Here is a 13,403-nt window from a genome sequence, read left to right on the forward strand (position 1 = left end):
CATGTTCACACTTTTACAGGAATATGGCCCACGCATGATGGCGGGCCTGGGCCTGACCTTCCAGATTGTGCTGACGTCGATTCTGGCCGGTGCGGCGATCTCGGTTGCGATCCTGATGCTGCGGATGTCCGGCTCGGCGGTGCTGAGAAGCTTTGCTTCCGTCTATATCACCTTTTTTCGCGGCACGCCGCTGCTGGCGCAGACGTTTCTGGTTTATTACGGTGCCGGCCAGTTCCGCCACGAACTCCAGGAGCTGGGAGTGTGGTGGTTTTTCCGAGAGGCCTACTGGTGCACCGTTTTCACCTTCACGCTGAACACCGCCGCCTATCAGGCGGAAATCTGGCGCGGCGCAATCCAGTCCGTGCCGGGCGGCCAGCGAGAAGCTATCCATGCGCTGGGTATGACGCGAACCGCTGGTTTTCTGAAGATTATTTTACCGCAGGCGGCCATCGTGGCACTACGCCCGCTGGGCAATGAAGCGGTGCTGATGATGAAGTCGTCGGCCATTGCCAGCACCATCACCGTGATGGAGGTGATGGGCACCACGGCGCTGGCGTTTTCGCGCTCGTTCGATTTTCAGGTCTATTTGTGGGCGGCGGTGATCTACCTGGTTATCGTTGAAATCATTCGTCGCCTGGTTCTGGTTATCAGCCACCGCCTGACCCGGCATAGCGTCGGGCCCTGACGGTTTGGAGAAGAACATGCTTAATAACGAACAACATAAACTGATCGTGCAGTTTCACGGCGTCAACAAGTGGTACGGCGACTATGCCGCGCTGCGCGATATTGAACTGACGGTGAGAAAAGGGGAGATCGTGGTCGTGTGCGGTCCGTCCGGCAGCGGAAAATCCACGCTGATCCGCTGCGTGAATGGTCTGGAAAAATATCAGCAGGGTAAGCTGGTGGTCAACGGCACCGATTTAGGAGTAACACGGGCGGGAGACGACAAGGTGCGCCGTGAAACCGGTATGGTGTTCCAGAACTTCAACCTCTTTCCGCATCTGACCGCGCTGGAAAACTGCATGCTGGCACCGCAGTCGGTGCTGCGGCTGGCAAAATCAGCATCGCGCGAACGCGCCGAGCAGTTTCTGACCAAAGTCGGGCTGTCGCACAAAATGAGCCACTATCCCAGCCAGCTTTCGGGCGGTCAGCAGCAGCGCGTAGCCATTGCCCGCGCCCTGTGTATGTCGCCGCAGGTACTGTTGCTGGATGAGCCCACGTCGGCGTTAGATCCGGAAATGGTGAAAGAAGTGCTGGACGTGATTTTATCGCTGGCGGAAAGCGGCATTACCATGATGTGCGTGACCCATGAAATGGATTTTGCCCGTAAGGCCGCAGACCGGGTGGTGTTTATGGATCAGGGGCAAATCGTCGAAATTAATACGCCGGATGCCTTTTTTACGCATCCCGCATCCGAACGTGCCCGTCAGTTTATTGGGCAGATTTCGCATTAATAATAAAGAGGCGCTGGCCTCTTTATTATCCCAGTAAATGTTGTAGCCCCTGTTTTGTTTCAAGCTGAGATAATAATGCATCGTCTTTTTCAAAATAATGGCGATGTTTATCCAGCAGAATCATTAAACTGTCGTAAACTTCGAGATTAATTGTCATTAATTCCGCAGCTGACTCTTCATCACCGCGACGAATCGCCTGGTACAGCGCTTCGTGCTCCTGAATAACCGCCTCATAATGCTGCTCAACGGAAAAGGCTAAGCGGCGAACCCGGTCAAGATGGCCGGTTCCGCCGTGCAGCGTCAGCCATATTTCGGGCATATTGGCACATTTCGCAATCAGCTTGTGGAACTCATCGTCCAGTGCGAAAAAATAGCTGGTGTTGGCATTCGCGGCGGCAAAACGCTGGCGATTAATGATTTCGTCAAACTCAATCGCATAATCCGGGCGGTAAAAACGGGCGGCAAGCCTGGCGATGCGCGGTTCCAGCGACTCCCGCAGGAACTGACCATCCAGCAGTAGTTTGATATCAATCGGGCTGACGATAGTGCCCTGATTGGGGCGAACGATAATCAAATTCTGTGCGGCGAGCGAAAGCAGCGCTTCACGCACCGGCGTGCGCGACAGCCCCAGCTGGGCCGCGATCTCTTTCTCCTGAATCACCTCACCGGGAGGTAAACGCATGGCGATGATCGCATCGCGCATCAGGGTGAAGATCTGCATGGTTTTCGGTAACCGGTGGTCAAGCATCTCTGCTGAGAACAGAAAACCCATTGATATACCTCGTAAACTTTCGGACGAATGAAGCGTAGATTTGTCAGGCAATATATCACGAAAGCCTTTGGGCGTAAGCCTCTTTGAAGCGATGGGTTGAGTTAACGCGTTGTTTAGAATCGCTTCTTCTTATGCCTTCCTTGTTCTGCCATGCTGTTTTCTTATATCAGATGAATTTATGCACTCTTTTACTCGCGATCTGTTTATTAAATATATCTGATATGCCAATATATCACGTAATTAATCACAAACGGTAAATGGCATGGCAGAGAATATTTCACCGGCCGCGGAAGCGACCAATGCACTGACCGCGCGGCAAAGCAATATTGACTGTCACTTTGCTGCCGCTGTACTTCAGGAGCACTACGGTATTCGCGGTGAGGTCACTAAACTGCGTAGCGAAAGAGATCAAAACTTTCTGGTTCAGTGCGCAGAAGGGGAGAAATTCACCCTGAAATTCGCCCATCCCGGAGAGGAACGGCAGGTCAGCCATTTCCAGACCGCGCTGATGTGCCATATCAACCAGCGCCAACCTGAGCTGCCCATTCAGCAGGTCAAAGCGAGTATTGACGGCCGGTTCGAGCTGTATATCGACTGCCTGGGGCAAATGCGCACCGTCAGAGTGGTCAGCTACCTGGAAGGGCAACTAATGGCCCATTCGCCGGCCACGGAAATGCAGAAAGTTAACCTGGGCCGCATGGCGGGGCGGGTAACCCGTGCGCTCAGCGATTTCAGCCATCCGGGGATGCTGCATGTCCTGCTGTGGGATGCGCAGAATGCCTCCTCACTGCGGGAATATATGCCGGAAAACGACGGCTCTGCGCGGCAGGCGATGCTGGCGCTGTGCCTTGAACGTTTCGAAACCCGCGTCAAACCACGGCTGCCTGCGCTGAGAAAAAGCGTGGTGCATAACGATATGAACGGCGACAACGTGCTGGTCGATGCGCAAAACAGCGATCGGATCGCGGCTATCCTGGATTTTGGTGATGCCGTCTACACCGCGATTGCTATCGATGCGGCCGTTGGCGCGTCCTACCAGATGGGCACCGGTGATGATTTGCTGACCGGCGCGCTGGCCTATCTGCGCGGCTACGTCAGTGAGGTACCGCTGAAGGATGAGGAAATCGATATCATGTTTGATTTGTTCCTCACCCGCATGTTTGTACGCATCGTGATCACCGAATGGCGCGCCCGCCAGTTTCCGGAAAACCGGGACTACATTCTCAGAAATACTGCGATGAGCTGGCTACAGCTGGAACAGCTGCTGGCTCTGCCGTCAGAAACAACCCGATCGCTTATTCAATCAGCCTGTAAGGAATAACTATGTCCTCGTCTTTTTCCGCTACGGCGGGTATGCAGAACGGCTTCGATATTGCCCGGTTAGATGAACTGAACGCCCGCGAACGCGGCATCGTTTCCCGTCGCGAATCACTGCTGGGGCCATCCTACAAGCTAATGTATGAACATCCTGTGGAGTTCGTGCGCGGTGAGGGGGTGTTCCTTTACGACGCGGAGGATAATGCCTACCTCGACTGCTACAACAATGTGCCTTCGGTAGGCCACTGCAACCCCGCCGTGGTGCAGGCGGTATCCAGCCAGATCGCCACGCTGAATACGCACACCCGCTATATGAGTGAAAATATCCTCAACTATTCCGAACAGCTGCTGGGTACGTTTGAGCCCGAGCTGGGCCATGTGATGTATACCTGCACGGGGAGCGAAGCGGTGGATCTCGCGCTGCGCATCGCCAAATTCTATACCGGCGGCAGCGGCATTATCGTCACCGACTATGCCTACCACGGTATCACCACCACGGTGGCGGCGATCTCAACCACCATGGGGCAGCACGTCCCCGTCGATCAGCACGTCAGAACCGTTCGCGCACCGGACAGCTATCGGGCCGGAGACGGCGTGGATGTGGGGCAGCGTCTGGCCGATGACATTGAAGCGGCGATTGCGGATATGCAGCGCCACGGGATTACCTTCGCCGGGTTTATTGCCGACAGTATTTTCTCCACCGATGGCCTGCTGACCACGCCCACCGGCTTTTTGCAAAAGGCGATCGAGGTCGTGCACCGGCACGGTGGCGTTTACATTGCGGACGAAGTGCAGCCGGGATTTGGCCGTACCGGTTCGCACATGTGGGGGTATCAGCGGCACGCGATTCATCCCGATCTGGTGGTGATGGGCAAACCGATGGGCAACGGCCTGCCGATCGCTGCCGTGGTGGCCAAACCCGCTCTGCTGGCCGACTTTGGCCGGAAAATCCGCTACTTCAATACGTTTGCCGGGAATCCGGTATGCATTGCCGCCGCACAGGCCGTACTGAATGAGATCCAGAATAAAAATCTGCTGGAGAACTCCCGTCATCTGGGCGATTTCCTGCTGAACGGGTTCCGTACTATCGCCGAAAAATACCCGCAGATAGGGGATGTGCGCGGTGCGGGCCTTTATCACGCCATTGAGTTTGTCAAAGATCCCGACGGCAAACAGCCGGACGGTGAACTGACCCGGAAGGTGGTGAGTGAGCTGCGCGAGCGGCGCATCCTGATCAGCACCACCGGCAAGGGGGAAAACAGCCTGAAGATTCGCCCGTTGCTGACCTTTACGCAGCAGAACGCCGAGCTGCTGCTCAATCAGTTTGAAGACACGCTCAAGTCGGTTATCGGTTAAGGAACCTATCGTGGCACTCCGTCATTTCTTGATTGTTATTGTGGTCGTTACGATCTGGGCGTTTAACGTGGTGGCGATCAAACTTGGCGTGACGGAGCTGCCGCCGCTGCTGATGACCCTGCTGCGCTTTGTGGTGGTGGCGGTAGTGGTCGTGCCCTTTGCCAGAATCACGCGGCAGCAGTTCAGGGTACTGGTCTTACTGGCTTTTACCTTTGGCTTTATGCATTTCTCACTGCTGTTTGTCGGCACGCGCTACGCCGATGCCGGAACGGCGGCGATTGTGGTCCAGCTGGGAACGCCGTTCGCCATGATCATGGCGGCGGTGGTGCTGAAGGAAAAGCTCAGCGTAATTGAGGTGCTGGGGATTGGGCTGTCGCTGTCGGGCGTGTTTTTCCTGGCGGGTAGCCCGTCATCGGCATCCATGCTGGCACTGGCTTTACTGCTGATCAGCGCGCTGGGCTGGGCGCTCACCAATATCATCGTAAAATGCTCGGTGCCGATCCATCCGCTAACCATGGCCGGCTGGCTGTCACTGCTTGCCATTCCTCTGGTTGCAGCGGCTTCAGCCGTGTTTGAAACCGGGCAGCTGGCCGCCGTTGAACATGCGTCATGGAAGGGCTGGCTCGGGGTGTTTTACAGCGCCATCGGCTCGTCCGTGATTGCCTATTCCCTGTGGTACTGGCTGCTGAAGCAATATCCGGTGAATAAGGTGATGCCGTATTCACTGCTCAGCCCGGTTTTTGCCATCTTTTTTGGTGCCGTCCTGCTCGGCGATAGCCTTAATCCGTGGAAGATAACAGGCGCATCGCTGATTGTGGGAGGGACGCTGCTGGCACTGGTTAACCCTCTGGCGTTATTTAAAAGGTATCAGACTGAATAACCCGTGATAGCACAATGTGATCTGTATCTTAACTAACGGATAAACTCTCTGATTTTATTGGTTTTAACTAAGTCTATGGACTGGCTGGAAATTTGTTTTACTGAATGTAGATAGCTACCGTAGTGGCGTAGAAGAGTTATATTTTTCAGCATGATGACAGATCCCTTCGGGTTGATTTGTCTTAATACGCCATGCACATTTATTTCCTGTTATGGGCTTTCCAATACCTCATCCAGGATAAATTCACTATGCAATTTATTTCCGCAAAAATCATTCATGACCTGCTGGAATGGGAGGGCGTCATCAACGCCATTCACTCGGCGCATCTGGGGGCTCGCCATACCGGGGAAGGCTTTTTCCTCGGTGATGCCGCTTATGGCCTGCTTAGCCGGGGCGTTATTCTGCCCGGTCGCGGTGCCGGATTAAAAATCGCCTCAATTTATCCGGCTAACGCACAGGCAAAACCGCCACGCGCGGCGGAGGATGCCGCTTTTGTGGTGATAGACGAAGAGACAAAAGCGATCTCTGCCGTGCTTGATGGCCCGGCGATTACCCGCTGGAAAACGGCGGCGGATTCGGTGGCGGCCGCCCGTATACTGAGCCGTGAAGATAGCGCCACACTGCTGGTGCTGGGGGCCGGACCGGTGGCAACGGCGCTGGTCGATGCCTATTTGCATATCCGACCGTCCATTCGCACCGTGCTGCTGTGGAACCGCACGGCTGAAAAGCTGGCTGCGACGCTGGCCGCGCTGAGAGAGAAGGGGATTGAAGCGGAAATTGTGCAGGATCTTAGCGCAGCGGTAGGCCGCGCGGACATTATCACCGCGGCCACCAGCTCGGCGTTACCGCTGATTTTGGGGAAAGATGTGCAGCCCGGTACGCATATCGATCTGCTGGGTGGCTATCGCCCGGATATGCAGGAAGCAGACGGCGAAGCGGTGGCAAAAGCGCGGGTATTTGTCGACGATCGAACCAACGCCGCGATGTCAGGCGATCTTCATATTCCACTGCGGTTGGGCATGATTACGGAACAGCATATCGAGGCCGATCTCTATGAAATTTGCCAGAACACGAGCTTCTGCCGGCAGCAGCAGGATATTACGCTGTATAAGAATGCGGGCGGCGCGCACCTGGACCTGATGGTCAGCCTGCTGGTGATCGATCGTTTAAACCGGTAATCCGTAGCGTAGAGACGTTATGATTCACCCGGTGGTTATTTTTACTGGCGCTTATCGGGTGGATGCCGGTTAGTGGCCCGCCGATCTAATGACGGCGGGGTCGATGCAGGATCTCTCCCAGCATCCCCGGCAGGCAGGCGCCAACGATCACCAAAAATCCCATCAATGGCCCCCCAATCAGCAACAGGGCACAAAATAGTACGGCGTTCATGTCTGTCCTTTCGTTGTTTTTTCTTCTTTCAGGAACGTAAATAGCGTGGCTATGCTGCACCTAAAGTGTCGATTATGCATTGATCGGAATCACAATTTCGCAGGGCTAAAATGTGGCAAGGCTGGCTACTGGCCGATTGCGTTTCAGGGAAAATATTTCGGGCTACGAGGCGTGATTAAAAAGGGAAGAAAGCATAAGAATTGTTTCAGGAGAAATTAGGCAGTGTATGTTATAACAGTTAATATTTACTTATATTTACGCAAAAAAAAAGCCCGCCAAGAGCTTTAATGCGGGCCAACACCAGGGAAATCGATTAATTTTAATGATAGGAGTATTCTCAGTTATTGCCAGGCAAAAACGCGTTATTTGCGAGCGAAATCAAAAAAAATGTTGGATCACCCTTTCCCACATTAATACTCTTCAGAAATCAGCCACTGGTCCGCTTCCTCAAACATTTCTTCGATGATACGCAGCAGCGTGGATTTATCGGCTTTACTGGCGTCGCTTTTTACGCCGTTGGCCTGCATCGGTTTCACTTTGACCTGCGCATCAGGGAAAACCCGCTGAACGCGTTTTTCCAGTTCTTCCAGTATCAGCTGCTCTGCGTTCGCCAGTCCCGCCACGTTGCGCTTGTCATAAATCAGTTCAACAAACATTCTACTTTCGCTCCCTTTAAATTTATCTGTATAAAAATACAGGTATATGAGAGCGGGTTCAAACACTATTTCGTCGGGTGAACGGGTGCTCGCCCCGCATGCTGGCTGGTCTCAGCCAAATCTGCCGCGCGGTGAGCACGTTTTCACCGAATCACTGACTCAGCGGTGCCGATCCGATCGTCGTATGGCCAGAAATCGCCAGTGCGGCATCGCTGCCGTTAACGTTAAGCTCGGCCCGTGCGCCCAGCGGGAGCGTAACGGTATCGTGACCGTGGCCGAAGTCCAGGCCGGTTACCAGCGGCAGTCCGCTGCGCTGCGCTATAAGCTCCCATACGCTGCTGAAATCGTAACCGTTATCGTAGTCAGAAAGCGTGTTGCCGGTAAAACTGCCGGTCACAATGGCTTTCTGCCGCGCCAGAATACCGCTTTCCAACAGCTGTAGCAGCATGCGTTCAACGCGGAATGGATGCTCATTAACATCCTCGATCACCAGAATTCCGTCGCGGATATCCGGCAGCCAGGGAGTGCCGATCAGCGAGGCGATCATCGCCAGATTCCCCCCCCAGAGCGTGCCCGACGTGCTGAGCTGCTGTGGCGTGGTCTGCCAGCGCAGGGTGAACTGCGTAGAGGTCAGCGCCAGCCAGAAGTTGTCGAGGGTGAAATCAGAGAGCGTTTCCGTACCAAAATTTCCTGTCAGCATGGGGCCGCTAAAGCTCTGCAATCCGGCCTGAGCCAGCAGGGCAAGCTGTATGGCGGTGAAATCACTGTGCCCACACAGCGCAACGGGCCTGCCACAAAGGCGGTCCGCCAGGCTTTTATAGTCAAGATTTGGCAGCAGGCGGCTGGCACCATAGCCGCCGCGTACGGCCAGCACAATGTCCGGCAGTGTTTCCAGCCGCGCAAGATCGTTAACGTCGGCCAGCCGCTGGCTGTCGCTACCGGCAAAACGCTGTTCGCGTCTGCTGATAATGTCGGTATGGGTCACCCGATGTCCGTCTGCACGCAGGCGGTCAATACCGCGCTGTGCGGCATCCGGATTGTGGCAAAAGCCAGAAGGGGCGATCAGATGAATATTTCGTGGAGACACGGTCATAATACGTACTTATCTCATCCGGATAGTGGTTTAACCGACGTTTATCAACAATTTTGACAGCATGTACGGCAATAAAAAGTGTGCTCTGCCGCAGGCTGGTGAAAATTTATACGCCGGTAAGTGAATTATTTTTGTACACTCGCTGTCGAATTCTTTCGATGATGACGAAAAGCCGTAGTGATGTCATCAGCCGCAGCCAGCAAATTAAGAATTACGGCAATTTTCTGCTAACCGGCAAGTCGTATGATAGGCGCGACGCCAGGCCCAGAGGATAAACAAGCGTGCATAAATGCGTGAAATTAGCAGCCATGATGGCTGCACTACTGCTGGCAGGTTGCGCCAGCGAACCCGCAAAGAAGATCGTTCATCAGCCGGATACCCCGCTGACGTCAGCACCGCCACAGAAAGTGGCACAGGCCTGGTCACTCTTTACTGAAAACGCCGCCCGTAGCTACGGGGTCGATCAGAAACTGGTGGATGCCATTATTGCCGTGGAGTCCGGCGGCAATCCAACGGTGGTCAGCAAGTCTAATGCCGTTGGCCTGATGCAGATTAAAGCCTCCACTGCCGGGCGCGAAGTGTATCGTGCACAGGGCCGCCACGGGCAGCCGAGCAAAAGTGAACTGCGCGATCCGGTCAAAAATATCGATATCGGCACGGCCTATCTGCGTATCTTACAGCAACAGCAGTTGGCCGGTATCCGCAATCCTGAGACCCTGCGCTACGCAACTATCGTTTCCTATGCTAACGGTGCCGGTGCGCTACTGCGGACTTTCTCGCGGGATCGCAATCGGGCGATTGCGATGATTAATGCCATGAGCCCGGATGAGTTTTATCAGCACGTGCAGAACAATCACCCGGCGGCGCAGGCTCCGCGCTATTTATGGAAGGTGACAACCGCCTATCGTACGATTTAAGCCGTCAACCGATGTTGATAAGTACCAAAAAAAATTGCTGAAAAAGTTTGTCCTTAAATCACAGACTTAGAATCCTCTCCTATACTTAGTGCAGTTTTAATCGTGCCAGTTTGATAACGGTAATCATTAAGGGGGAGTAAATGGGTATTCTGTCATGGATCATTTTTGGATTGATCGCCGGTATTATCGCCAAGTGGATTATGCCAGGTAAGGACGGTGGCGGCTTTATCATTACCGTGGTGCTGGGGGTTGTCGGTGCGGTTGTCGGCGGCTGGATCAGTACCTTCTTTGGTTTTGGTAAGGTTGACGGGTTTAATTTCGGCAGCTTTGTGGTTGCGGTGATCGGCGCGATTGTGGTGCTGTGGATTTATCGCAAGGTACGTAGCTGATACGAATGGGGCCTGCGGGCTGGTTTCGTTGAGAATTGTGGAGCCACTCTCTGTTAAGGAGGGTGGCTTTTTTATTGGTGGCGTGGATGCTTGCATTGGTGCATTGGTGCATTGGTGCATTGGTGCATTGGTGACAGCGGTGCAGGGGGGAAGCGGTGACAGCGTTGTCAGAGGTGTCAGGGAGTCAGCCTGTGCGGCGGCCGGGCGGTCCTCGCGCCGCGTGTTGCGCGGTGCCCTCGGTTACAGCATCTGGCCGGTCGGACCGGCGGAGACGGTACATCCTTGTACCGACCCCGCCTGACGCCAGCGTCCTGCTGGCGTCTCCTGGCCAGTTGCTTTCACCTCGGCGCTGCGGATTACCCGTCCGTCGCACAGGCTGACTCCCTTTCGGCTATGCGTGTCGCTGCCTGATCTGAATGGGTCGATTTCTTGAAGGTAACGCTGAAGTTACGAAGCGGACTGGCGGATTTCCCGTTTGGGCATCCACAGCGCTGAACGGAGAGAGGAAGGCCGGATTCGGCCGCATGGATGCGGACGAAAAGTGCAGCCGGGGCAGGACGCCCCGTCTGCACTGGTCCGAAAGGCTGACGAAAGAAGTGAAGGCACCACAACGCGGCGCGAGGACCGCCCATTAGGGAAAACCACCAGTCAGCGTTGCCATCGGTTGTTGCCATCGGCCATGCAGGCAATAAATCACCAATCAGCACGGTCACCGTACACGTAACGAATCACCGATTCAGCCAAACGATCTGAGCCAGCGCACCCGAGCGCGCTGGCTCAAACTGGGATTAGAAATCATACCCCACGGTCGCCACCACCGAACGCTCCGCGCCCCAGTAGCAGTAACCATAACCGTAGCAGGCCGCCACATAGTCACGTCCGGTCAGGTTATTGGCATTCACCTGCACAAATGCACCTTTCAGGCTGCTGTTCCATGCGCCCAGATCCGCACGAACCGATGCATCAAACAGCGTTACCGACGGCAGACGCACGGTATTGGCATTGTCAGCCCACTGCTTACCGATATAGCGCACACCCGCACCGGCACTCAGACCATAGTCAAACTTGTAGTTAGCCCAGGCAGATGCAGTCGCATTAGGGGAAACGTACGGCGTATGACCGTTGATAGACTCACCGGTCGAAGCATCAATCGCTTCTTTATAACGAACGCGGCTCAGTGTGTAGTTAGCGATGGTGCTCAGGCGCGGCGTCAGCTGATTACGCGCTTCCAGTTCCAGACCGCGCGAGTTGACCTTGCCAGCCGGGTCGTAATAGCCACCCTGCACGTTACGACTGCCGACGTTTTTCTGCGTCAGATCGTACACCGCCACGGAGTAGAGATCGGACGTTCCCACTGGCTGGAACTTCACACCGGCCTCATACTGCTCGGCGGTGGTAGGTGTCAGCAGATTGCCGTCAGCACCGGTCAGCGACTGCGGCGTAATGGCCTGGCTGTAGCTGACGTACGGTGACACACCGTTGTCAAAGGCGTACAGCAGACCGGCGCGTCCGCTCACGTGGTCATCCTGGCGACGATTATCGTTACCGAGGTCGATATTATTGATTTTCGACACGATGCGGTCATAGCGGCCGGACACGTCGAAATGTACGCGGTCCCACTTCATCTCATCCTGCAAATACATCCCGGTCTGATAGTACTGGCGCTCGGAGTGAACAAAGTTATAGTTCGGACGCACACCGATGGTTTGACCCGTTGCCGTATTCAGCTGTGAGCCATAGCCGCTGGCGTCGTGCAGATCGTTTTTGTACTGATGATATTCCACGCCCAGCACCACTTTATGCTCAATATCAGCGGTCGCGAAATCGGCTTCCAGCTGGTTGTCGATGGCGAAAGCATCCAGCGAAGAGCGGGAACCGGAGTAGTAGCGATTCATAATATCGCTGTCGGCAGAAACCCAGCCAATCTGGTAGATCTGGTCCAGGTCGACGTTGGAATGGCTGTAGCTGGCGGTAGAGCGAACGGCCCAGGTATCGTTGAAGCGATGGGCGAATTCGTAGCTGTAGATCTGCTCGTGGCGCTTGAAGCGGTCAAGGTCGGAATCGCCGTCGTAGAAACCGGTACTCAGCTTCTTGCCGTTGTGCTCGTAAATGCTGCCATCACCCGGTACGGAACCGTGGTAGCCGCCGGACGGATCTTTTTGCAGATAGGCTTTTACCAACAGCGACGTGTACTCATCAGGCTGCCACAACAGGGAAGGGGAGATCGCGTATTTCTCTTCGCGGGTGTGGTCGTACTGCGTGTCGCTGCTGTGGGTCAGGCCGGTCAGACGGAAGGCCAGCTGGTCATTAATCGCGTTGGTGTAATCAACGGCCACGCCGGAGGTACTGTTATTTCCCACGTAGGTACGGAAATGGCCTTCTTCAGTAAACTGCGGGCGTTTAGACGTTTCCATCACCAGACCGCCCGGCACGGTTTGACCGTACAGCGCGGAGGAGGGGCCTTTAATCACGTCGATACGTTCCAGGAACCACGGGTCCACTTGCAATACGTTAAAGCTGCCCGGATCGCTCATCAGGCGCAGGCCATCGAGGAAGATGTTATCCACATCACCGCCGTGGAAACCGCGCAGTGAAACGGTGTCATAGCGGGTAGCGGCACCGCCGAAGTTGGTGAAGGCACCGGCAGTGTAGTTCAGTGCCTGGTTGACGCTCATGGCACCCTGGTCTTCCATCTGCTGGCGGGTAACAACCGAAACGGATTGCGCGGTGGTAATCAGCGGTTCATCGGTTTTGGTCGCGCCCTTGCTGCTTTTGACCGTGTAGCCTTCGGTCGGTGAAGTGGCGGATTCTTCCGGTGCGCTGGTTACCGTAATGGTGTTTTCTGCGGCAAAGACGATCCCGGGTGCGACGAGCGCGAGTGAACAGAGCAGCGCAGAACGCTTCAGGTTGAAAGCCATACTCATTGTTAAAGTCTCTTATTAGGGTTTAGAACGTGCCACCGCGTTGAGTGCGGTTTATCTGTCTGTATTGATATAGGCAGATAAATGTAAAGAGTTGTAATAATATCAATGAGAAGTATTATCTTTTCGATTAACGCTTTCAAGTGTTAATTACAGTTAATAATTGCCTGTTGTAGTTCAGTAATTAACCTGAAAATGATGGGCTTGAGGCTTGAGGCTTGAGGCTTGAGGCTTGAGGCTTGAGGCTTGAGGCTTGAGG

Annotated in this window: 12 protein-coding genes; 8 read left to right on the forward strand and 4 right to left on the reverse strand. The window is 54.7% G+C overall.

The genetic code is table 11. From position 1 onward, the window contains the following. Position 1: 1 nt before the first annotated feature. The gene (locus IBT46_RS24580; protein WP_200547797.1) at positions 2–685 is read left to right on the forward strand and encodes an ABC transporter permease; all 684 of its coding nucleotides are present in this window, start codon (positions 2–4) and stop codon (positions 683–685) included. 16 nt (positions 686–701) lie between these two features. Beyond that, complete coding sequence (locus IBT46_RS24585; protein ID WP_234480281.1) at positions 702–1,454, forward strand: amino acid ABC transporter ATP-binding protein; 753 nt, start codon at positions 702–704, stop codon at positions 1,452–1,454. Between the two features lie 25 nt (positions 1,455–1,479). Here the strand turns inward: IBT46_RS24585 and IBT46_RS24590 are convergent, their stop codons facing one another. After that, on the reverse strand, positions 1,480–2,226 hold the full coding sequence (locus IBT46_RS24590; RefSeq protein WP_200547798.1) for a GntR family transcriptional regulator: 747 nt from the start codon (positions 2,224–2,226) through the stop codon (positions 1,480–1,482). 262 nt (positions 2,227–2,488) lie between these two features. On the opposite strand from IBT46_RS24590, the gene IBT46_RS24595 reads away from it, so the two are divergent. The 4 genes from IBT46_RS24595 (at position 2,489) to IBT46_RS24610 (ending at position 6,957) form a co-directional block, all read left to right on the forward strand. Further along, on the forward strand, positions 2,489–3,547 hold the full coding sequence (locus IBT46_RS24595; RefSeq protein ID WP_200547799.1) for a phosphotransferase: 1,059 nt from the start codon (positions 2,489–2,491) through the stop codon (positions 3,545–3,547). 2 nt (positions 3,548–3,549) lie between these two features. Beyond that, a complete protein-coding gene (locus IBT46_RS24600; protein WP_234480282.1) occupies positions 3,550–4,899 on the forward strand; it encodes an aspartate aminotransferase family protein in 1,350 nt (449 codons plus the stop codon). Between the two features lie 10 nt (positions 4,900–4,909). Continuing rightward, entirely contained in the window at positions 4,910–5,779 is an 870-nt protein-coding gene (locus IBT46_RS24605; RefSeq protein WP_200547800.1) for an EamA family transporter, read from the forward strand. Positions 5,780–6,027: 248 nt separating this feature from the next. Beyond that, positions 6,028–6,957, forward strand: coding sequence for an ornithine cyclodeaminase family protein (locus IBT46_RS24610; protein ID WP_200547801.1), 930 nt, complete (start codon positions 6,028–6,030; stop codon positions 6,955–6,957). A 621-nt stretch (positions 6,958–7,578) separates the two neighbouring features. Here the strand turns inward: IBT46_RS24610 and IBT46_RS24615 are convergent. Both IBT46_RS24615 and ldcA read right to left on the reverse strand, forming a co-directional pair. Beyond that, a complete protein-coding gene (locus tag IBT46_RS24615; protein ID WP_105592762.1) occupies positions 7,579–7,824 on the reverse strand; it encodes a DinI-like family protein in 246 nt (81 codons plus the stop codon). 151 nt (positions 7,825–7,975) lie between these two features. Continuing rightward, positions 7,976–8,917 carry a muramoyltetrapeptide carboxypeptidase gene (gene ldcA / locus IBT46_RS24620; RefSeq protein ID WP_200547802.1) on the reverse strand — a complete coding sequence of 314 codons (942 nt, stop codon included), beginning with the start codon at positions 8,915–8,917 and terminating at the stop codon, positions 7,976–7,978. Between the two features lie 308 nt (positions 8,918–9,225). Between ldcA and emtA the strand changes: the two genes are divergently transcribed. Together emtA and IBT46_RS24630 are read left to right on the forward strand one after the other, a co-directional pair. Continuing rightward, positions 9,226–9,834: a membrane-bound lytic murein transglycosylase EmtA gene (gene emtA, locus IBT46_RS24625; protein ID WP_172606584.1), complete on the forward strand. Its 609-nt coding sequence runs from the start codon at positions 9,226–9,228 to the stop codon at positions 9,832–9,834. Positions 9,835–9,974: 140 nt separating this feature from the next. Further along, positions 9,975–10,223, forward strand: a complete 249-nt coding sequence (locus tag IBT46_RS24630; protein ID WP_105592759.1) for a GlsB/YeaQ/YmgE family stress response membrane protein — start codon at positions 9,975–9,977, stop codon at positions 10,221–10,223. A gap of 788 nt (positions 10,224–11,011) precedes the next feature. Here IBT46_RS24630 and IBT46_RS24635 read toward each other — a convergent pair. Continuing rightward, the gene (locus IBT46_RS24635; RefSeq protein ID WP_200547803.1) at positions 11,012–13,147 is read right to left on the reverse strand and encodes a TonB-dependent siderophore receptor; all 2,136 of its coding nucleotides are present in this window, start codon (positions 13,145–13,147) and stop codon (positions 11,012–11,014) included. Positions 13,148–13,403 lie beyond the last annotated feature (256 nt).

It is taken from the genome of Erwinia sp. S38 (assembly GCF_016624545.1).
GTDB classification, from domain to species: domain Bacteria; phylum Pseudomonadota; class Gammaproteobacteria; order Enterobacterales; family Enterobacteriaceae; genus Erwinia; species Erwinia coffeiphila.

What these genes read in the sequence shown, in the direction of transcription:
- IBT46_RS24580 (WP_200547797.1), top strand. Translation starts at nt 2, where the DNA reads ATGTTCACACTTTTACAGGAATATGGCCCACGCATGATGGCGGGCCTG.
- IBT46_RS24585 (WP_234480281.1), top strand. Translation starts at nt 702, where the DNA reads ATGCTTAATAACGAACAACATAAACTGATCGTGCAGTTTCACGGCGTC.
- IBT46_RS24590 (WP_200547798.1), bottom strand. Translation starts at nt 2,226, where the DNA reads ATGGGTTTTCTGTTCTCAGCAGAGATGCTTGACCACCGGTTACCGAAA.
- IBT46_RS24595 (WP_200547799.1), top strand. Translation starts at nt 2,489, where the DNA reads ATGGCAGAGAATATTTCACCGGCCGCGGAAGCGACCAATGCACTGACC.
- IBT46_RS24600 (WP_234480282.1), top strand. Translation starts at nt 3,550, where the DNA reads ATGTCCTCGTCTTTTTCCGCTACGGCGGGTATGCAGAACGGCTTCGAT.
- IBT46_RS24610 (WP_200547801.1), top strand. Translation starts at nt 6,028, where the DNA reads ATGCAATTTATTTCCGCAAAAATCATTCATGACCTGCTGGAATGGGAG.
- IBT46_RS24615 (WP_105592762.1), bottom strand. Translation starts at nt 7,824, where the DNA reads ATGTTTGTTGAACTGATTTATGACAAGCGCAACGTGGCGGGACTGGCG.
- ldcA (WP_200547802.1), bottom strand. Translation starts at nt 8,917, where the DNA reads ATGACCGTGTCTCCACGAAATATTCATCTGATCGCCCCTTCTGGCTTT.
- emtA (WP_172606584.1), top strand. Translation starts at nt 9,226, where the DNA reads ATGATGGCTGCACTACTGCTGGCAGGTTGCGCCAGCGAACCCGCAAAG.
- IBT46_RS24630 (WP_105592759.1), top strand. Translation starts at nt 9,975, where the DNA reads ATGGGTATTCTGTCATGGATCATTTTTGGATTGATCGCCGGTATTATC.
- IBT46_RS24635 (WP_200547803.1), bottom strand. Translation starts at nt 13,147, where the DNA reads ATGAGTATGGCTTTCAACCTGAAGCGTTCTGCGCTGCTCTGTTCACTC.